This window comes from Caldimonas sp. KR1-144 (genome assembly GCF_049446155.1).
GTDB lineage: Bacteria > Pseudomonadota > Gammaproteobacteria > Burkholderiales > Burkholderiaceae_C > Rivibacter.
Map to the genome: position 1 here is coordinate 128031 of NZ_JBMSEE010000006.1, position 19516 is coordinate 147546.

16 protein-coding genes and 1 tRNA gene are annotated in these 19516 nt (G+C 71.0%); 14 read left to right on the forward strand and 3 right to left on the reverse strand.

The genetic code is table 11. The annotated features are described in order from the left end of the window. Nucleotides 1-16: 16 nt before the first annotated feature. Nucleotides 17-2296, forward strand: coding sequence for a putative bifunctional diguanylate cyclase/phosphodiesterase (locus tag ACO2TI_RS15360; protein WP_423285631.1), 2280 nt, complete (start codon nucleotides 17-19; stop codon nucleotides 2294-2296). 11 nt (nucleotides 2297-2307) lie between these two features. Further along, complete coding sequence (locus ACO2TI_RS15365; protein ID WP_423285633.1) at nucleotides 2308-4020, forward strand: diguanylate cyclase domain-containing protein; 1713 nt, start codon at nucleotides 2308-2310, stop codon at nucleotides 4018-4020. Between the two features lie 221 nt (nucleotides 4021-4241). Here the strand turns inward: ACO2TI_RS15365 and ACO2TI_RS15370 are convergent. Beyond that, a tRNA-Ser gene (locus ACO2TI_RS15370) sits at nucleotides 4242-4331 on the reverse strand. A gap of 164 nt (nucleotides 4332-4495) precedes the next feature. Further along, entirely contained in the window at nucleotides 4496-5317 is an 822-nt protein-coding gene (locus ACO2TI_RS15375; RefSeq protein WP_423285635.1) for a symmetrical bis(5'-nucleosyl)-tetraphosphatase, read from the reverse strand. Between the two features lie 100 nt (nucleotides 5318-5417). On the opposite strand from ACO2TI_RS15375, the gene ACO2TI_RS15380 reads away from it, so the two are divergent. Together ACO2TI_RS15380 and ACO2TI_RS15385 are read left to right on the forward strand one after the other, a co-directional pair. Next, nucleotides 5418-6782, forward strand: a complete 1365-nt coding sequence (locus ACO2TI_RS15380) for a hemolysin family protein (protein ID WP_423285637.1) — start codon at nucleotides 5418-5420, stop codon at nucleotides 6780-6782. After that, entirely contained in the window at nucleotides 6779-7537 is a 759-nt protein-coding gene (locus ACO2TI_RS15385) for a SapC family protein (RefSeq protein ID WP_423285638.1), read from the forward strand. The genes ACO2TI_RS15380 and ACO2TI_RS15385 overlap by 4 nt, the downstream gene beginning before the upstream one ends. Here the strand turns inward: ACO2TI_RS15385 and ACO2TI_RS15390 are convergent, their stop codons facing one another. Then, a complete protein-coding gene (locus ACO2TI_RS15390; protein WP_423285640.1) occupies nucleotides 7538-8374 on the reverse strand; it encodes an IclR family transcriptional regulator in 837 nt (278 codons plus the stop codon). A gap of 156 nt (nucleotides 8375-8530) precedes the next feature. Between ACO2TI_RS15390 and ACO2TI_RS15395 the strand changes: the two genes are divergently transcribed. The 10 genes from ACO2TI_RS15395 to ACO2TI_RS15440 all read left to right on the forward strand — a co-directional run bounded on the left by ACO2TI_RS15395 (nucleotide 8531) and on the right by ACO2TI_RS15440 (nucleotide 19516). Next, on the forward strand, nucleotides 8531-9484 hold the full coding sequence (locus ACO2TI_RS15395; RefSeq protein WP_423285642.1) for an MBL fold metallo-hydrolase: 954 nt from the start codon (nucleotides 8531-8533) through the stop codon (nucleotides 9482-9484). An 11-nt stretch (nucleotides 9485-9495) separates the two neighbouring features. Next, nucleotides 9496-11124 carry an FAD-dependent oxidoreductase gene (locus tag ACO2TI_RS15400; protein ID WP_423285643.1) on the forward strand — a complete coding sequence of 543 codons (1629 nt, stop codon included), beginning with the start codon at nucleotides 9496-9498 and terminating at the stop codon, nucleotides 11122-11124. Then, complete coding sequence (locus tag ACO2TI_RS15405) at nucleotides 11121-11348, forward strand: DUF2783 domain-containing protein (protein WP_423285645.1); 228 nt, start codon at nucleotides 11121-11123, stop codon at nucleotides 11346-11348. The genes ACO2TI_RS15400 and ACO2TI_RS15405 overlap by 4 nt, the downstream gene beginning before the upstream one ends. 14 nt (nucleotides 11349-11362) lie before the next feature. Further along, nucleotides 11363-12649 carry a homogentisate 1,2-dioxygenase gene (gene hmgA / locus ACO2TI_RS15410; RefSeq protein ID WP_423285647.1) on the forward strand — a complete coding sequence of 429 codons (1287 nt, stop codon included), beginning with the start codon at nucleotides 11363-11365 and terminating at the stop codon, nucleotides 12647-12649. Then, nucleotides 12646-13980 (forward strand): fumarylacetoacetase, encoded by a 1335-nt coding sequence (fahA, locus tag ACO2TI_RS15415; protein ID WP_423285648.1) that lies wholly within the window; start codon nucleotides 12646-12648, stop codon nucleotides 13978-13980. The genes hmgA and fahA overlap by 4 nt, the downstream gene beginning before the upstream one ends. Before the next feature lie 140 nt (nucleotides 13981-14120). Beyond that, nucleotides 14121-15176, forward strand: coding sequence for a TRAP transporter substrate-binding protein (locus ACO2TI_RS15420; protein WP_423285650.1), 1056 nt, complete (start codon nucleotides 14121-14123; stop codon nucleotides 15174-15176). Between the two features lie 81 nt (nucleotides 15177-15257). After that, the gene (locus ACO2TI_RS15425; protein ID WP_423285651.1) at nucleotides 15258-15779 is read left to right on the forward strand and encodes a TRAP transporter small permease; all 522 of its coding nucleotides are present in this window, start codon (nucleotides 15258-15260) and stop codon (nucleotides 15777-15779) included. Next, entirely contained in the window at nucleotides 15776-17101 is a 1326-nt protein-coding gene (locus tag ACO2TI_RS15430) for a TRAP transporter large permease (protein WP_423285653.1), read from the forward strand. Before ACO2TI_RS15425 ends, ACO2TI_RS15430 begins: the two co-directional genes overlap by 4 nt. Before the next feature lie 89 nt (nucleotides 17102-17190). After that, nucleotides 17191-17982 (forward strand): alpha/beta hydrolase, encoded by a 792-nt coding sequence (locus tag ACO2TI_RS15435; protein WP_423285654.1) that lies wholly within the window; start codon nucleotides 17191-17193, stop codon nucleotides 17980-17982. 82 nt (nucleotides 17983-18064) lie between these two features. Beyond that, nucleotides 18065-19516 (forward strand): amidohydrolase family protein, encoded by a 1452-nt coding sequence (locus ACO2TI_RS15440; RefSeq protein WP_423285656.1) that lies wholly within the window; start codon nucleotides 18065-18067, stop codon nucleotides 19514-19516.

Here is a 19516-nt window from a genome sequence, read left to right on the forward strand (position 1 = left end):
AATCCCGCTTCCATCCATGGCGAACACCCGTCCGTCCGTCAGCGCCGATCCCGACAGCGTGGCCGACGATCCGCAAGACAGCCCCAAGGTCCTGCTGGTCGACGATGACGAGGTCAACCTGCTGGTGACCGCGGCCGCGCTGCGCGAGCGCGGCTTCGCCGTCACCGAGGCCGGCGGCGGCGAGCAGGCGATCCGGCGGCTGGCCGACTTCCTGCCCGATGTCATCGTGCTCGATGCGCAGATGCCGGGCCTGGACGGCTTCGCGACCTGCCGCGAGCTGCGCACGCTGCCGGGCTTCGAGTCGGTGCCGGTGCTGATGCTCACCGGCCTGGACGACGACGCCTCGATCACGCGCGCCTACGAGGCCGGCGCAACCGACTTCTTCGTCAAGAGCACGCAGTGGAGCCTGCTGGCCGGGCGCCTGCGCTACCTGCTGCGTGCCTCGCGCACGCGCCAGGAGCTCGAGCGCAGCAAGCAAAAGCTCGCGCGCGCGCAAGACCTCGCGCGCATGGGCAGCTTCGACTGGTGGCGCGAGCGCAGCCGGCTGGTCTGCTCGATCGAGGCGCTGCGCGTGTTCGGCCTCGGGCTGGGCGACCCGGTCTCGCTGCACCGGCTGGCGCGGCTGATCCCGGCCGAGGACCGCCGCGCCTTCATGTCGCTGCTGCGCGAGACGGCGCGGCACAGCACCGTGCTGGCCTGCGACCTGCCGGTGACCCTGGCCGACGGACGCAGCCGCATCGTCCACGTCGAGGCCGAGCCCGAGTTCAACGAGCACGGCAACCTCAGCGGCTACACCGGCATCGTCCAGGACGTCACCGACCGCCGCATCGCCGAAGACAAGATCCGCCACCTGGCGAACTTCGACGCGCTGACCGGCCTGCCCAACCGCCGCCAGCTGATCTGGCGCGCCGAGCGCGCGGTCGAGCACGCCAAGCGCTACGACCACCTGGTCGGCCTGCTGCTGATCGATCTGGACCGCTTCAAGGGCATCAACGACACGCTCGGCCACAGCGCCGGCGACGAGCTGCTGATGGAAGTGGCGCGCCGGCTGCGCTCGTGCGTGCGCCATTCCGACCAGGTCGTCGAGACCGCGATCGACGCGCTGGGCACGCGCTCGCACCGCTCGCTGGAGGCCGTGGGTCGGCTCGGCGGCGACGAGTTCGTCGCGCTGCTGCCCGAAGTGGGCAGCGAGCAGGACGCCGAGCGCGTCGCGCTGCGCATCCTCGAGCTGATGCGCGAGCCGATCATCGTCGGCGGGCAGGAGTGCTTCGTCACCGCCAGCGTCGGCATCGCGCTGTTCCCGCGCGACGGCGCCACGGTGGCCGACGTGCTGCGCAACGCCGACGTGGCGATGTATTCGTCCAAGGACGCCGGCCGCAACGCGGCCACGCTCTACCGCCCGCACCTGGCCGGCAAGGGTCGCGCCAAGCTCGAGCTCGAGAGTGCGCTGCACAAGGCGCTCGAGCGCGGCGAGCTGGTGCTGCACTATCAGCCCAAGGTCGACGTGCGCGCCTCGCGCATGGTCGGTGCCGAGGCGCTGATGCGCTGGAAGCGCGGCGACCGGCTCGTGCCGCCGGCCGAGTTCATCCCGCTGGCCGAGGAGACCGGCCTGATCGTGCCGATGAGCGAATGGGCGATCGGCGAGGCCGCGCGCCAGGCCCGCGCCTGGCAGCAGCGCATGGGCATCGAGACCTCGATCGCGGTCAACCTGCCCAGCCGGCTGTTCGAGCGCACCGACCTCGTCTCCCACATCCACCAGGCGGTGTCGCAGCACGGCCTGTCGCCGCGCTCGATCGAGCTCGAGATCACCGAGACGGGCCTGATGAAGGACCTGCAGAACGTGATCCCGTCGCTGCACCGGCTCAACGAGATCGGCGTCGAGATATCGATCGACGACTTCGGCACCGGCTATTCGTCGCTGGCCTACCTGACCACGCTGCCGATCTCCGAGCTCAAGGTCGACCGCAGCTTCGTGCGCGACCTCGGCAACACGCTGCAGAGTTCGGCGGTGGTCACGGCCATCATCGCGCTGTCGCGCTCGCTGGGCATCCGCGTGATCGCCGAAGGCGTGGAGAACCTGCGCCAGATGGAGGTGCTGCACCGCCTGGGCTGCAGCACGATGCAAGGCTACCTGTTCAGCCGCCCGCTGCCGCCCGAGGAGCTCGAGCAGTGGATCGGCGAGACCGTGCTGCCGCGCAAGGCGCCATGGATCGGCCGCGTCGAGGGCGCGACCGAGGCCACCGAGGCGGTGCCGGCGCGCGGGCGCGCCGGAACGGGGCTGCTGCCGCCGAACTGAGTTTCGTCGCCATGGCCATGAAGGACGCGCCGACGCAACCGGCGCCGCTCGACGACACCGGCTCGCCTGCACAGCATGCCAAGGCGGCGCTGCGGCGCCTGGCGCTGCAGCGGCTCGAGCCCACGCCCGACAACTATGCGCGCGCCTATGCCGCCGAATCGGGCCAGCCGGCCGCCGAGGCGGCCGCGTCCGACGCGGGGCCGGACGGCGAGGCCTGGGCCCGTCTCATCGAGCGTGCGCTGCGCGGCCTCGAGCGCAGCGGCCGCGGCTGGACCGCCGCGCGCAAGAAAGACAGCCTGCAGCGCGTGCTGACCGGCAGCCGCAGCGACGCCAGGCGCCTGCACCAGCGCCTCTCGCAGCTCGTTGCGAGCTGGGACGGCGCGCCCGACGACGCTCCCGCACTCGATGCCGAGGCGCCGGTGCCCGCCGATGCCGCGCCGACCGCGCCGGTGCCGCTGGCCATGCTGGCGGCCGCGATCGAGCCGCGCCCGAGCGCCGTCGACGCCAACGAGCTGCTCGGCTGGCCCCGCGTCGTCGACGCGTTCGCGGCCACCGTGCAGACGGCCTTGCCGGGTGCCGAGCCGCGCGGTCGCGAGATCGTCGACACGCTGGCCGCGCTGCAGGCGCGCATCGTGCCGCCCGGACCGGACATGGCGCTCGTCGACGAGATCGCCGCGGCTTGTGCCGAGGCACGCCGCGTGCTGCAGCACCGCCATCACCTCGTCGAGCAGCTCGGCCGCCTGACGGGCGAGCTCACGGCCGGGCTGGCCGAGCTGGCCGAGGACGCGTCCTGGGCCGAGGGCCAGGCGGTCGCGATGCGCCACCAGATCGGCGACGGCCTCACGGTGCGCGGCGTGCGCCATGCGAGCGAACTGCTGCGCGACGTGCGCGAGCAGCAGGCGCGCTTGCGCAGCGAGCGCCAGCAGGTGCGCGACGCGCTCAAGGACTCGATCCGCCAGATGCTGCAAGAGATCGCCTCGCTGGGCGAGCAGACCGGCCGCTATGCCGAGCACATGGGCCGCTGCACCGACGCGATCGCGCGCGCCGACACGCTCGAGAGCCTGGCCGGCGCGGTGCGCGAGATGGTGGCCGAAAGCCGCGCGGTGCACGAGGTCGTCAGCCGCACGCAGGCCCGCATCACCGAAGAGCATGCGCGCGCGAGCGAGATGCAAGACCGCGTGCGCACGCTCGAAGACGAGCTGCGCCGCCTGTCGGCCGAGGTCTCGACCGATCCGCTGACGCAGGTGGCCAACCGGCGTGGCCTGATGCAGGCCTTCGACAACGAGCGCGCGCGCATCGACCGCGCCGCCGCCGATGGCCGCGAGGCGGTGCTCGCCGTCGCGCTGCTCGACATCGACAACTTCAAGCGCCTCAACGACCGGCTCGGCCACGCCAGCGGCGACGCCGCGCTGCAGTTCCTTTCGCAGCGCGTCACGCAGGCGCTGCGCCCGAGCGACACGCTGGCGCGCTACGGCGGCGAGGAGTTCGTCGTGCTGCTGCCCGACACGCCGATCGACGAGGCGCAGCAGGTGCTGGTGCGCCTGCAGCGCACGCTGAGCGCGGAGCTGTTCATGATGGACGGCGACGCCAAGGTCTTCGTGACCTTCTCGGCCGGGGTCACGCGCTGGCGCGAGGGCGAACGCATCGAGCAGTCGCTCGAGCGCGCCGACGAGGCGCTCTACGAGGCCAAGCGCACGGGCAAGAACCGAACCTGCGTGGCCTAGAAAGTGAATCGGCGCCTCGAAGGCGCCGATTGCGTATTGGCACTCGCACGAGCCGATGCCATTGAAGGCCCCGCCGCTCTACGTCCGAAACCGCATGCGAGTGAAGAAAGCTTATGCCTCGCGCGCTGCGGGCACCAGCGTACAAATCCCCGAATCTGGTGCCGCTGGTTCCCCTCGAACGCAGGTGCGCGAATTCGTTCACGTGGAGCGTCGCGCTCGATTGGCGGAAGAGGTGGGATTCGAACCCACGGAGGGGATGAACCCTCGCCGGTTTTCAAGACCGGTGCCTTAAACCGCTCGGCCACTCTTCCAATCGCTGCTCATTCTGCCGCCGCCGGTTTTGCCTTCACTCACATCGCTTCGCGATATGAGTTCCGGCGCAGCGCTTCGCGCTGACCAAGACCGGTGCCTTAAACCGCTCGGCCACTCTTCCTGCGACTTCGCATGCTCGAAGAGCGTGAATTCTAGAGGTCGCTCAGCCCGGCATCTGCGCCTGCTCGCACTCGACCTGGATCACCTCGCGCCGCCCACCGTCGACGCGCACCGCCGTGAGCGCGCCACCCCACACGCAGCCGGTGTCGAGCGCCAGGAGGTCGGGCCGGTTCACGAGGCCCAGCGTCGACCAGTGGCCGAAGGCGATCGGCTCGCCCGCGGTGCGCCGGCCCGGCAGATCGAACCACGGCATGAGGCCCGCGGGCGCCGCGCCCGCGCCTTCCTTGACCTTGAAGTCCATCGTGCCGTCGGGCGCGCAAAAGCGCACGCGCGTCAGCACGTTGACCGCGAAGCGCAGGCGGTCGTGGCCTTGCAGCGCGTTGTCCCAGCGCGCGGGATCGTTGCCGTACATGACGGTCAGGAAGCCGTGCAGGTCGGGGCTGCGCAGGCAGCGCTCGAGCTCGGCCGCCAGCTCGAGCGTGAGCGCGCGGTCCCACTGCGGCGGCACGCCGGCGTGCACCAGCAGCCAGCCGTCGCACTCGGCGGCCATGCGCTGGTGGCGCAGCCAGTCGATCCAGCACTCGCGGTCGGGTGCGTCGAGGATGCTCCCGAGCGTGTCGCTGCGGTGCGCGCGGCGCACGCCGTAGGCGACGGCGAGCAGGTGCAGATCGTGGTTGCCGAGCAGGCAGGTCGCGCTGTCGCCGAGGCCGGCCAGCCGCTGCAGCACGGCGAGCGACGCGGGCCCGCGGTTGACGAGGTCGCCGAGCGCGAACAGGCGGTCGCGCGAAGGGGAGAAGTCGATTCGTTCGAGCAGGCGATCGAGCGCGTCGCAGCAGCCCTGGAGGTCGCCGAGGAGGTAGTGCATCGGTCGATTCTGCTACCCTTCGCGTCCTCCTGCGGCCCGTCGCGGCGCCGCGTGCGCGAGGGCCCGTTCCATGGGTCTGCACACCGCCGGCCCGCCTTGCATGGACGTCCTTCTACTCGCGTTCCTGATCCTGCTCAACGGCGTGTTCGCCATGTCCGAAATGGCGCTCGCGGCCAGCCGCAAGGCGCGTTTGCAGGTGCTGGTCGAAGGCGGCGACGCAGGCGCGGCCGCCGCAATGGAACTCAGCGAGAACCCCACGCAGTTCCTCTCGACGGTACAGATCGGCATCACCTCGATCGGCATCCTCAACGGCATCGTCGGCGAGGCAGCGTTCTCGCAGCCGCTGGCGGCCTGGCTCAAGGCGACCTTCTCGGTGCCCGAGCGCGCGGCGGACATCGGCTCGCTGGCGCTGGTGGTGGTGATCATCACCTTCCTGACCATCATCTTCGGCGAGCTGGTGCCCAAGCGGCTGGGGCAGATGTACCCGGAGGCCGTCGCGCGTCTCGTCGCGCGGCCGATGCAGGGCCTGAGCTTTGCCGCGCGGCCCTTCGTGCGGCTGCTGTCGGGCAGCACCTCGGCCATCTTGCGCCTGCTCGGCCTGCGCGACACCGCCTCGCGCGCGGTGACGCAAGAGGAGATCGCTGCCAGCCTCGAGGAGGGCCTCGACGCCGGCGTGATCGAGGCGCACGAGCACCAGATGGTGCGCAACGTGTTCCGCCTCGACGACCGCCAGATCGGCTCGATGATGATCCCGCGCGCCGAGATCACCTGGCTCGACGCCAGCCTGCCGGTCGAAGAGGCGCTCAAGGTCATCGCCGAGCAGGACCACTCGCGCTACCCGGTGTGCCGCGGGGGGCTCGACGAGGTGCTGGGCGTGGTCGCCGCGCAGCAGCTGCTGCAGCAGGTCGCGCGCGGCCAGGCGCTGTCGATCGTCGAGCAGCTGCAGCCACCGGTGTTCGTGCCCGAAACGCTCACCGGCATGGAGCTGCTGGAGCACTTCCGTGGCTCGGACACGCAGATGGTCTTCGTCGTCGACGAGTACGGCGAGGTCCAGGGCGTGATCACCATCAAGGACGTGCTCGAGGCCATCACCGGCGAGTTCTCGACACCGACCGACGACGACGCGTGGGCCGTGCGCCGCGACGACGGCTCGTGGCTGATCGACGGCCTGATCCCGGTGCCCGAACTCAAGGACCGGCTCGCGCTCAAGGACCTGCCCGACGAGGACCGCGGCCGCTACAACACGCTGGCCGGCCTGATCATGCTGCTGCTCGGCCGCCTGCCGCGCACGACCGACTCGGTCGAGGCCGGCGGCTGGCGCTTCGAGGTCGTCGACCTCGACGGCAAGCGCGTCGACAAGGTGCTTGCCTATCCCGTCGGTGACCACGCGCGGCGCGCCACGAACGGCCGCGCGGGCCCGAGTCACCCCGCCCTTACCGAGAACCGAGGAGAACCTTCCCCATGACCGCCACGACGCCGCCGCCCGCGCTGTACAAGGAGCCGGCACTGCTCAACCGCGAGGCGCATCGCGGCCTTCGCTACAAGCCCACCGACGACGCGAGCGTGGCGCGCCATCTCAATGCCGTGCTGTGCACGATCGGCGAGTTCGCCGAGGCGGCCAAGGAGTACGTGATCGCCTTCGTGCCGACCAGCGAGGCCAAGGACGACAAGGGCCGCCCGGAGCTCTCGCCGGTGGTGCTGCTGGCGCTGCGCGACCAGGACAACCTCTTCGTCACGCCCGAGGGCCGCTGGGACGCGCGCTACGTGCCGGCCGCGGTGCGCCGCCTGCCGTTCGGCTATGCCAACACCGACAACGGCCAGCTGAGCGTGATGATCGACAACGCCGCGTCCAGCCTGGGCCGCGACGAGGGCGATCTGCTGATCGACGAGAAAGGCGAGGCCACGCCGCGCCTGAACGAGATCATCAAGTTCCTCGACCAGTTCGAAGCCGATATCCAGCGCACGCGCGGCCTGTGCCGCCGCCTGGTCGAGCTCGAGCTGCTCAAGCCGGTGCAGATCGACGTGACGCTGCCCGACGGCCGCCAGTTCACCGCCGGTGCGGTCAACGTGGTCGACGAGGACAAGATCCGCGCGCTGCCCGACGCCGCTGCGCTGGAGCTGGTGCGCAACGGCGCGCTCGGCCTGCTGCACGCGCAGCTGATCTCGATGTCCAACGTGCAGCGCCTGACCGATCGGCTCGGCAAGCGGTTGGAGAACTGATCATCGGCGCGGTGAGCCGAGCCGCTGGGAAGCGGCTCGCGCGGCGGCTCGCAGCAGCTCGGCGGGCGCGCCCTGCGGCGCCATGTCGAGCGTCGCGCTGGGGCCGATGACGGTCAGCGACAACGCCAGCTCGCCCCAGGGATCGAACACCGGCGCGGCCATCGCGTTGATGCCGGGCACCAGCGTGTCGGCCACCGTGGCGAGGCCTTGCAGCCGCACCTCGGCCAGCTGGCGCTCGAACTGCGCGAAGTCGATGCGCGCGCCCGGCGCGCCGCGCGCGCGCTCGGCATCGAACAGCGCACGCACCTGACCGCGCGGCCGGTGCGCCGCGAACAAGAGGCCGGAGGCCGTGCCGGCCAGCGACATCACGGTGCCCGGGCGCATCACGACATGGATCGGCGTCGGCGGCGTCTCGATGCGCACCATCGTCGGCCCCTGCGGGCCCCAGACCGCCAGCGCGGTCGTGTGGCCCAGCTCCGCGGCCAGCGCCGGCAGCGCCTCGCCGGCCACTCGCACCGGGTCGAGCTGCTGCTGTGCGACCAGCCCCAGCTGCAGCGCGAGCGGTCCGATGCCGTAATGGCCGGTTGCCTCGTCCTGCGCGATCAGCCCCAGCTTGCCGAAGCTCACGAGATAGGGGTGGGCCTTGGCGGCCGTCATGCCCGCTTCGGCCGCCAGCGTCTTGAGCGGCAGCGCGCGGCCCAGGCGCAGCAGGGCCAATAGCAGCTGGCCGCCGACTTCGACGCTCTGGATGCCGCGTGAGCCGCGCTCGGCAGCTTCGGCGGGTTCGGCGGGTTCGGCGGGTTCGGCGGGTTCGGCGTCGGGAGGCTCGGCGGCCATCACGGGATCGGGCGAAGACATGGTTCGGGTTTTTACTTAGACGAATGCATCTGACATTAGCGAATGAGATGACTAAGATCAAGCCTTGATTCGACATAGGCGAACGCGTTCGTCGGATCGATGATCTCCGTCAAGCCCGCCCCAAGGAAGCCACCGATGAGCAAAGCCTTCGCCTCCCAGGCCGATCTGCAGGAAAAGAAGGTCAGCTTCACCAAGCTGTCCGACAACGCCTATGCCTACACCGCCGAGGGCGACCCGAACACCGGCGTCATCGTCGGCGACGACGCTGTCATGGTGATCGACACCCAGGCCACGCCGGTGATGGCGCAGGACGTGATCCGCCACATCCGCACGGTGACCGACAAGCCGATCAAGTACGTGGTGCTGAGCCACTATCACGCGGTGCGGGTGCTCGGCGCCTCGGGCTACGCGCCCGAGCACATCATCGCCAGCCGCGACACCTACGACCTCATCGTCGAGCGCGGCGAGCAGGACAAGGCCAGCGAGATCGGGCGCTTTCCGCGCCTGTTCCAGGCCGTCGAGTCGGTGCCGCCGGGCCTGACCTGGCCGACCATCACCTTCAGCGGGCGCATGTCGATCTGGCTCGGCAAGCTCGAGGTGCAGCTGATCCAGCTCGGCCGCGGCCACACCAAGGGCGACACCGTGGCCTGGCTGCCCGAACAGAAGATCCTGTTCTCGGGCGATCTGGTCGAGTTCGACGCCACGCCCTATGCGGGCGACGCCTACTTCCGCGACTGGCCCCAGACGCTCGACAACATCGCCGCGCTCAAGCCCGAGAAGCTGGTGCCCGGCCGCGGCGCCGCGCTGACCACGCCCGAGCAGGTGGCGCAGGGCCTGGCCGGCACGCGCGCCTTCGTGTCCGACGTGTGGGCCAGCGTGCAGGCCGGCGTCGCCGCGGGCAAGGACCTCAACGCGGTCTACAAGGAGACCTTCGCCAAGCTCAAGCCGAAGTACGGCCACTGGGTCATCTTCGACCACTGCATGCCGTTCGACGTGACGCGCTGCTACGACGAAGCGACGCAGTACGCCGACCCGCGCATCTGGACGGCCGAGCGCGACCGGCAGATGTGGGAAACGCTCGAAGGCTGATCGTGGCGGCGATGGACTTCCAGCACGTGCACTTCGGCTACGCCCGCAGCGCCGACCAGGACGCCGCCGAGCCCGCGCGGCGGCCGGTGGTCGTCGTCGGCGCCGGACCGGTGGGCCTGGCCGCGGCGATCGACCTCGCGCAGCGCGGCGTGCCGGTCGTGCTGCTCGACAACGAGGACCGCCTGTCGGTCGGCTCGCGCGCGATCTGCTTCGCCAAGCGCACGCTCGAGATCTTCGACCGCCTCGGCTGCGGCGACCGCATGGTCGACAAGGGCGTGTCGTGGAAGCTCGGGCGCGTGTTCCTGCGCGACGAGCAGGTCTACAGCTTCGACCTGCTGCCCGAAGGCGGCCACGAGCGGCCGGCCTTCATCAACCTGCAGCAGTACTACGTCGAGGGCTATCTCGTCGAGCGCGCGCAGGCGCTGGCGAACCTCGAGCTGCGCTGGCGCCACAAGGTCGTGGGCGTCGACGCGCGTGCCGATCATGTCGCGCTGACGATCGAGACGCCCGAGGGCCGCTACGCGCTGCACGCCGACTGGCTCGTCGCCTGCGATGGCTCGCGCTCGACGGTGCGCCAGCTGATCGGCCAGGAGAGCCAGGGCCGCGTGTTCCGCGACCGCTTCCTGATCGCCGACGTGAAGATGCGCATCGAGCATCCGGCCGAGCGCTGGTTCTGGTTCGACCCGCCGTTCCATCCGAACCAGAGCGTCTTGCTGCACATGCAGCCCGACAACGTCTGGCGCATCGACTTCCAGCTCGGCTGGGACGCCGACCCGGAGCAGGCGAAGAAGCCCGAGAACATCGTCCCGCGCGTGAAAGCCATGCTCGCGAACTCGTCGCTGCGCGACGTGCCGTTCGAGCTGGAATGGGCCAGCGTCTACACCTTCTCGTGCACGCGCATGGAGCGCTTCCGTCACGGCCGCGTGCTGTTCGCGGGCGACGCCGCGCACCTGGTCTCGCCGTTCGGCGCGCGCGGCGCGAACTCGGGCATCCAGGACGCCGACAACCTCGGCTGGAAGCTTGCCGCGGTGCTGCGCGGCGCGGCGCCGGAGGCCTTGCTCGACAGCTACGCCAGCGAGCGCGAGGCCGCGGCCGACGAGAACATCCTCAACTCGACGCGCTCGACCGACTTCATCACGCCCAAGAGCGAGGTCAGCCGCCTGTTCCGCGACGCGGTGCTGGACCTCGCGCGCGAGCACGCGTTCGCACGGCGCATCGTCAACAGCGGCCGGCTGTCGACGCCCGCGACGCTCGCCGACTCGCCGCTCAACACGCCCGACGTCGACGTCTTCGAAGGCGCGATGCGCCCGGGCGCGCCGGCCGCCGACGCGCCCGTGCGCATCGACGGCCGCGAAGGCTGGCTGCTGCGCCAGATCGGCCGCAGCGATCGCTTCACGCTGCTGTGCTTCGGCGCGGCGCCTTCGTGGGCCGCGGCGCTCGATGTCGACGTGCTCGCGGTGAGCGATCTGGACGGTCTGGCCGCGCAGCGCTACGACGCGCGCGAAGGCACGGCCTACCTGCTGCGCCCCGACCAGCATGTCTGCGCGCGCTGGCGCGCGCCGGGCGCCGAGCTCGTGCGGGCCGCGATCGCGCGTGCGCGCGGTGCCGCGTCGCGCGCCGAGATGGAGATGAGCGCATGAACGCAAACGCCACGCTCGTGACGGCGCCCAACCTGGCAGCGCCCGACGACTTCTACGCCGCGCTGCTCGACGCGCACCGCGAGTTCACGACCGCGCAAAGCCACGCGCTCAACGCCAAGCTGGTGCTGCTGCTGGCCAACCACATCGGCGACCAGGCGGTGCTGCAGCAGGCGCTCGATGCCGCGCGCGCGAACACGCTGCGCGGCTTGCCTACCAGGGAGTGACCCAAGGAGTGACGATGACGCTTCGCTACCAGTCCGGCTTCGGCAACGAGTTCGCCAGCGAGGCGGTTGAAGGCGCGCTGCCGATCGGCCGCAACAGCCCGCAGCGCGTCGCGCACGGCCTCTACGCCGAGCTGCTGTCCGGCACGGCCTTCACCGCGCCGCGCGCCGAGAACCGCCGCACCTGGCTCTACCGCCGCCAGCCCTCGGTCGTGACCGGCGCGTTCGCGCCTTGCGCCCAGCCCTGGCTCAAGACCGGCGCGAAGGACGGCGTCGCCGCGCCGCCCGACCCGCTGCGCTGGCATCCACTGCCGGTGCCGGAAAACGAGCCGCTGGACTTCGTCGACGGCCTGCGCACCGTGGTCGTCAACGGCGACGCCGACGCGCAGACCGGCATCGCCGTGCACCTCGTGCTCGCCAACCGCTCGATGACGCGGCGCGCCTTCGTCAACGCCGACGGCGAGATGCTCGTCGTCGCGCAGCAGGGCCGGCTCGTGATCACCACCGAGCTCGGCGTGCTCGAGGTCTCGCCGGGCGAGGTCGCGCTGCTGCCGCGCGGCATGGCCTTCAAGGTCGCCGTCGACGGCCCCACGCGCGCCTACGTGTGCGAGAACTACGGTGCGCCGTTCCGGCTGCCCGAGCTGGGGCCGATCGGCTCCAACGGCCTGGCGAACGCGCGCGACTTCCTCGCTCCGGTGGCGGCCTTCGAAAGCGAGGCCGGCGACTACGAGATCGTCAAGAAGTACGGCGGCGCGCTGTGGGGCGCGCGCCAGGATCACACGCCGTTCAACGTCGTCGCGTGGCACGGCAACCTGGTGCCGCTGAAGTACGACACCGCGCGCTTCAACACCATCGGCTCGATCAGCTTCGACCATCCCGATCCGTCGATCTTCACGGTGCTGACCTCGCCGTCGGACACGCCGGGCACCGCGAACTGCGACTTCGTGATCTTTCCGCCGCGCTGGCTGGTCGCCGAAGACACCTTCCGTCCGCCCTGGTACCACCGCAACGTGATGAGCGAGTTCATGGGCCTGGTGCACGGCCAGTACGACGCCAAGCCCGAGGGCTTCAAGCCCGGCGGCATGAGCCTGCACAACTGCATGGTCCCGCACGGCCCGGACACCGAGGCCTTCGCCAAGGCCACCGGCGCCGAGCTCGCGCCGCAAAAGCTCGACGACACGCTGGCCTTCATGTTCGAAAGCCGCTGGCGTTTCCATCCGACCGCGTGGGCCATGGAGGGCGGCGCGATCGATGCGGCCTATGCCGAGTGCTGGGCCGGTCTTGCCGACGGGTTCAAGCCATGATTGCCAGCGCCATCCTCGACGAGACCCACGATGCCGGTCTCGAAAGCTGGGTCGCGTCGGCCAACGATCCGGCCAGCGACTTTCCGATCCAGAACCTGCCGTTCGGCCGCTTCCGGCGCGCCGCAGCGAAGGAGCCGTGGCGCATCGGCATCGCGATCGGCGACCAGGTGCTCGACCTCGCGCTGGCGCGTGAGCGCGGGCGCTGGGAGCCGCGCGTGCAGGCCTGGCTCGAGCCGCTGGCTGCCGGCGACTTGAACCGCCTCCTGGCCGAAGGCGGCGACGCGCGCCGCGCCGTGCGCCGCGCGCTGTCGCGCGCGCTCGCGGCAGGCAGCGAGCAGCAGGCCGCGCTCGGCGCCTGCCTCGTCGCGCAGGCCGACATCGAGCTCGGCCTGCCGTGCGAGATCCGCAACTACACCGACTTCTATACCGGCATCCATCACGCCACCGCGGTCGGCAAGCTGTTTCGACCCGACAACCCGCTGCTGCCGAACTACCAGTGGGTGCCGATCGGCTACCACGGCCGCGCGTCGTCGATCGTCGCGAGCGGTACACCGGTCGTGCGGCCCTGGGGCCAGCTCAAAGGCCCGAGCGACGAGACGCCGCGCTTCGCGCCGAGTGCGCGCCTGGACTTCGAACTCGAGCTCGGCGTCGTGATCGCGCAGGGCAACGCACTCGGCGAGCCGCTGTCGATGGCGCAGGCCGAGGACGCGCTGGCCGGCGTCGTGCTGCTCAACGACTGGTCGGCGCGCGACATCCAGCCCTGGGAGTACCAGCCGCTGGGCCCTTTCCTGTCGAAGAACTTCGCGACCACGATCTCGCCGTGGCTGGTGACGATGGAGGCGCTGGCGCCGTTTCGCTGTGCCTTCGAGCGGCCCGCCGGCGATCCGCATCCGCTGCCCTACCTCGACTCGGCCGACAACCGCGCGCAAGGCGCGTTCGACATCGCGCTGTCGGCACGGCTGCGCACGGCAGCGATGCGCGAGCGCGGCGAAGCGCCGGCCGTGATCTCGCGCTCCAACTTCCGCGAAGCGGCCTACTGGACCCTCGCGCAGATGGCCACCCACCACGCGAGCAACGGCTGCAACCTGCAGCCGGGCGACCTGCTCGGCACCGGCACACAGTCGGGGCCGCAGCCGGGACAGGGCGGCTCGCTGCTCGAACTGAGCGCGGGCGGGCGCGAGGCGCTCCGGCTGCCCGACGGCAGCGAGCGGCACTTCCTCGAAGACGGCGACGAACTCTGGCTCGAAGCGCATGCGATGCGGCCCGGCGCGCGGCGCATCGGCTTCGGGGCGTGCTGCGGCGAGATCCGGCCGGCGAGGCCGGGCGGCTGAACGCCAATCGCACAAACCAACGGTTCTGTGCGCGAACAATGATTCTTCGTTCGTACAAACCCGGTTCGCCCGTTCGAGCCGGCTTGTCATCATCGTTTGCACATTCAGGCGCCGCAGCGCGCCATAGCGGAGACCCCACCATGCTTTCAACCCGCCGCTCGCGCGCGACCCGCGCCGCGCTCGCCACCGCCGCGCTGCTCGCCGCGGCATTTGCCACCGCGGGCGCGCAGGCGCAGGAAGTAACGCTCAAGGTGCATCACTTCTGGAACCCGGCCGCGATGCCGCCCACGCGCATCCTGCAGCCGTGGTGCGACAAGATCGCCGCCGAGTCCAACAACCGGATGAAGTGCCAGATCTTCCCGACCATGCAGTTGGGCGGCACGCCGGCGCAGCTGATCGACCAGGCCAAGGACGGCGTTGTCGACATCGCGTTCACGCTGCCGGGCTACACCGCGGGTCGCTTCCCGGTGATGGAGGTCTTCGAGCTGCCCTTCATGACCAGCTCGGCCGAGGCCGCGGCCAAGGCCGCCTGGGACTATTACGGCAAGTACGGCCAGAAGGAGTTCGCGAGCGTCAAGCCGCTGATGTTCAGCGTGCACGACGAGGGCTACCTCCACACGCGCGACAAGCAGGTCAAGACGCTGGCCGACCTCAAGGGCCTGAAGCTGCGCGCGCCCACGCGCATGACCAACAAGCTGCTCGCCTCGCTGGGCGCGACGCCGGTCGCGATGCCGCTGCCGGCGGTACCCGAGGCGGTGAGCAAGGGCGTGATCGACGGCTTCCTGCTGCCGTGGGAGGTGATCCCCTCGGTCAAGCTGCAGGAGATGGTCAAGTTCCACACCGAGACCGACCAGGCGCACAACGCGATGTACAGCGCGCTGTTCATCCTCGCGATGAACCCGGCCAAGTACGCCAGCCTGCCGGCCGACCTCAAGGCCGTGATCGACCGCAACAGCGGCGCGGGCCTGTCGGCCAGCGCCGGCAAGATCTGGGACGAAAGCCAGGCGGTCGGCCGCAAGCCGGCGGTCGATCGCGGCAACACCTTCTACACGCTGCCGGCCGCCGAGACCGAGCAGTGGGTCAAGGCCAGCGCGCCGCTGTACGACGAGTGGGTCGCGCAGATGGACAAGGCCGGCCTGCCCGGCAAGCAGATGCTGCAGGACGCGCGCGACCTGCTGGCCAAGTACAAGAAGTAGTTCCCGTCGCCGGCACGGCGCCTGTGCCGCCGCAGCGCCCGCGCGCCGCGGCGGCTTTCGTTTGACCTTCGCTTCGAATCCATGAACGTCCTGCGCAAGCTGGCCGCGTGGTTCGCGATCCTCGCGGGCCTCGTGGCCGGCGCGGTCGCGCTGCTCACCGTCGCCAGCATCCTCGGCCGAAGCCTCGCCTCGCGGCCCATCGCCGGCGACGTCGAACTCACGCAGTTCGGCATCGCGCTCGCGATCTCGCTGTGCCTGCCGTGGTGCCAGCTGCACGGCGCCAACATCCTGGTCGACTTCTTCACGCAGAACGCATCGCCGCGCACGCGCCAGCGGCTCGACGCGTTCGGCGCCGCGCTGGTCGCGGTGTTTTGCGGCCTGCTGTCGTGGCGCGCCGCGGCCGGCGCGTTCTCGGTCGCCGAGGCCGGCGAGACCACGATGATCCTCGACCTGCCGATGTGGATCACCTACGCGGTGCTCTCGCCCGGCCTCGCGCTCGCCGCCCTGATCGCGCTGCTGCAGGCCATTGCGTTGTGGCGGGGGCGGATCGCGCAGACCGGCGATGCGGCCTTGCCGTCGCTGCCGCACGGAGACGCCCGATGAGCGCGACCACCATCGGTCTGGGCGTGTTCGCCCTGATGCTCGCGATGATGGCGCTGCGCGTGCCGATCGCCGCGGCAATGTTCATCCCCGGCGCGCTCGGCTACTGGGCGCTGACCAACGACATCGCGCTCCTGAACCTGCTCAAGGGCTCGGCGGTCGCGCGGCTGACGGTCTACGACCTCAGCGTGATCCCGCTGTTCCTGCTGATGGGCCAGTTCGCCACGCAAGGCGGCCTGAGCCGCGCGCTGTTCAAGGCGGCGGCGGCCTTCGTCGGCCACATCCGAGGCGGCCTCGGCATGGCGGCGGTGCTGGCGGCGGCGGCCTTCGGCGCGGTGTGCGGCTCCTCGGTCGCGACCTCGGCGACGATCTCGCAGGTGGCCTATCCCGAGATGAAGGCGCACGGCTACCACGGGCGGCTGTCGACCGCGGTGCTGGCCACCGGCGGCACGCTGGGCATCCTGATCCCGCCATCGGTGCCGCTGGTGGTCTACGCCATCCTCACCGAGCAGAACATCGCCAAGCTGTTCGCCGCCGCGCTGGTGCCGGGCCTGCTCGCGATGGCCGGCTACATCGCGGTGATCTGGTTCGTGTGCCGCCGCCACCCGGAGCTCGCCACGCGCAGCGAGCCGCTGCCGTGGTCGGCGCGCCTTCACGCGCTGTACGGCGTGTGGCCGATCGCCACCATCTTCGTCGTCGTGTTCGGAGGCATCTACGGCGGCTGGTTCACGCCCACGGAGGGCGCGGCGGTCGGCGCGATCGGCACGCTGATCGCGGGCCTGGCGCAGCGCGAACTCGGCCTCGAGGGCATCAAGCGCAGCTTCCTGGGCGCCGCCGAAACCTCGGCGATGGTGTTCATGATCTTCCTCGGCGCCGACATGATGAACTCGGCGCTCGCGCTGACGCAGATGCCGGCGCAGCTGGCGAGCTGGGTCGGCGGCCTCGCGGTTCCGCCGCTGGCCATCGTCGCCGCGGTGCTGGTGTTCTACGTGATCCTCGGCTGCGTGATGGACGAGCTGTCGATGATCCTGCTCACCATCCCCGTGCTGTTCCCGGCCGTGATGGGCCTGGAGCTGTGGGGCCTCGCGCCCGAGGCCAAGGCCATCTGGTTCGGCATCCTGGTGCTGATGGTGGTGGAGGTCGGTCTGATCGCGCCGCCGGTGGGGCTCAACGTCTACGTCGTCAACAGCATCGCCAAGGACGTGCCGATGTCCGACACCTACCGCGGCGTGCTGGCCTTCCTGGTGAGCGACTTCGTGCGCGTGATGGCGTTGCTGTTCTTCCCGGTGATCAGCTTGTGGCTCGTGGGGGTGCTGTTCACGTAAGCGGAGCGAGGGGGCTTGCTCCATCTCCCGCGTGCGGAAGAGGGGCGGGGTGAGGGCCGGCGCGGAGCTTTGCCGGCGATGATCCCGCCATGAAAGCCCTGCTGTGGATCGCGATCGGCTACCTGCTGCTGGTGGCGGCGGTCTTCCTGCTGCAGCAGCGGCTGCTCTACCTGCCGCAGCGCGCCAGCGTCGAGCAGCTCGCGCACGGACCGCTGCGCGCCTGGCCGACGGCCGCGGACTTTCGCGGCCTGCTGGCCGAGCCGGCCGGCGCCGCGCGCGGCACGGTGATCGTCTTCCACGGCAATGCCGGCCATGCCGGGCATCGCGCGTTCTATGCGCAGGCCCTGCTGCCGCTGGGCTGGCGCGTGATCCTCGCCGAGTACCCCGGCTACGGCCCGCGCGACGGCGCGCTCGGCGAGGCCAGCCTGGTTGCCGATGCGCGGGCCACGCTTGCGCTCGCGCAGCGGCAGTTCGGTTCGCCGCTGGTGGTGCTCGGCGAATCGCTCGGGGCGGGCGTCGCGGCCGCCGCGGTCGAAGCAGACACCGAAGGCGTGGCCGGCCTGCTGCTGATCACACCGTGGGACCGGCTCGCGCACGTTGCCGCGCACCACTACCGCTGGCTGCCGGTCGAGTGGCTGCTGCGCGACGGCTACGACAGCGCGCCGCACCTGGCCGGCTTCCAGCGCCCCATCGCCATCGTCGTGACCGAGCACGACCGCGTCGTGCCGACGCGCTTCGGCCATGCGCTGCACGAGGCGTTGCGCGGGCCGAAGCGGCTGCTCGTGATCGAGGACAGCGGCCACAACGACTGGCCCGATCGCGTCGATGCCGCGTGGTGGCGCGAGGCGATCGGTTTCGCGGCCGGCGAGCGGCCGCGCTGACGGCGCCGCCTCGCTTGGCAAACGCCGGCGTGGCGACGTAAGGTGCGCGTTCGCCGCTTCGCGCCGCAAGAGGAGACCCGCCATGCCGGTCCACCCCGATCTGCCGCCCGGTCGCTTGCCGATCAAGCTCGATGCCACGTCGAACGGCGAGTTCGCGCCGGTGCCGCTCGATGCCGCGGCGCGCCACGCGCGCACGCTGGCGCAGTCGGCGGTCGAGGAGGCGCGCCGCAGGCTTGGGATGTCGCGGCGCCGCTACCTGGTCTCGCTGCTCGGCGCGGCCGCGACGCTGGGCGCTTTCAACCGCGGCTTCGCGGCGGCCGGCCGGCGCGGCGGCGCCTACGAACTCGCGCCCGAGGCGCCCTACGAACTCGCGGCGGCGCAGGCCGCGATCGGCGGCGAAGAGCTCATCTTCGACGTGCAACTGCACCACGTGAACCCGCAAGGCGCATGGCGCCGGCGCGCCTCGCCCGAGGCGTTCAAGGGCATGCCCAACAGCGGCTGCGGCCAGGCCGACCACATCGAATGCTTCTCGAGCGGCGCGCTGCTGAAGGACGTTTTCATGGACAGCGACACCGCGATCGGCGTGCTCTCGCACGTGCCGGGCGGCGCGGACGACAACCCGCTCGACTTCGAGGCCGCGGCCGCCACCCGGCGCGCCGCCGCCGCGCTCGACGGCAGCGAGCGGCTGCTGCTGCACGGGCGCTGCATGCCCACGCTGGCCGGCGAGATCGAGGCCATGGCGGCGCAGGCCGAGCGATTCCCGGTGGCGGCGTTCAAGACCTACACGCAGTTCGGCCCGCCCGGCGGCGCCGCGGGCTTCCGGCTCGACGACGATCGCCACGGCACGCCATTCATCGACGCGGCGCGCCGGCTTGGCGTCAGGCGCATCGCGGTGCACAAGGGCCTGGCCTTCGGTGCGCGCGGCTTCGAGTTCTCGCTCGCCGACGACGTGGGCCCGGCGGCGCGCAAGCACCGCGACATGAGCTTCCTGATCTACCACGCGGGCTTCGACACCGGCACCAAGGAAGGGCCCTACGACCCCAAGGCGCGCGCCGGCGTCGACGTGCTGATCCGTTCGATGCGCGCGGCCGGCCAGCCGGACAACGTCTACGCCGAGCTCGGCAGCACCTGGCGCTTCGTGATGCGCGACCCGGACCAGGCCGCGCACCTGCTGGGCAAGCTTCTGCTGAGCTTCGGCGAGGACCGCATCCTGTGGGGAACCGATTCGGTCTGGTATGGCAGCCCGCAAGACCAGATCCAGGCCTTTCGCGCCTTCCAGATCAGCCGCGAGTTCCAGCAGCGCTACGGCTACCCGGCGCTCACGCCGCAGATCAAGCGCAAGATCTTCGGCCTCAACGCGGCGCGGGTCTACGGCATCGACCCGGTGCCGCTGCAGCGCCGCCTGGCGAGCGACGCGGTGCAGCGCCAGCGTGCCGAGTACGCGAACGATCCCAAGCCCTCGTTCGCGACCTACGGGCCGCGCACGAGGGCCGAGTTCCAGGCCTTGCGGCGCCTGGCCGGCGAGCGGCCCTGA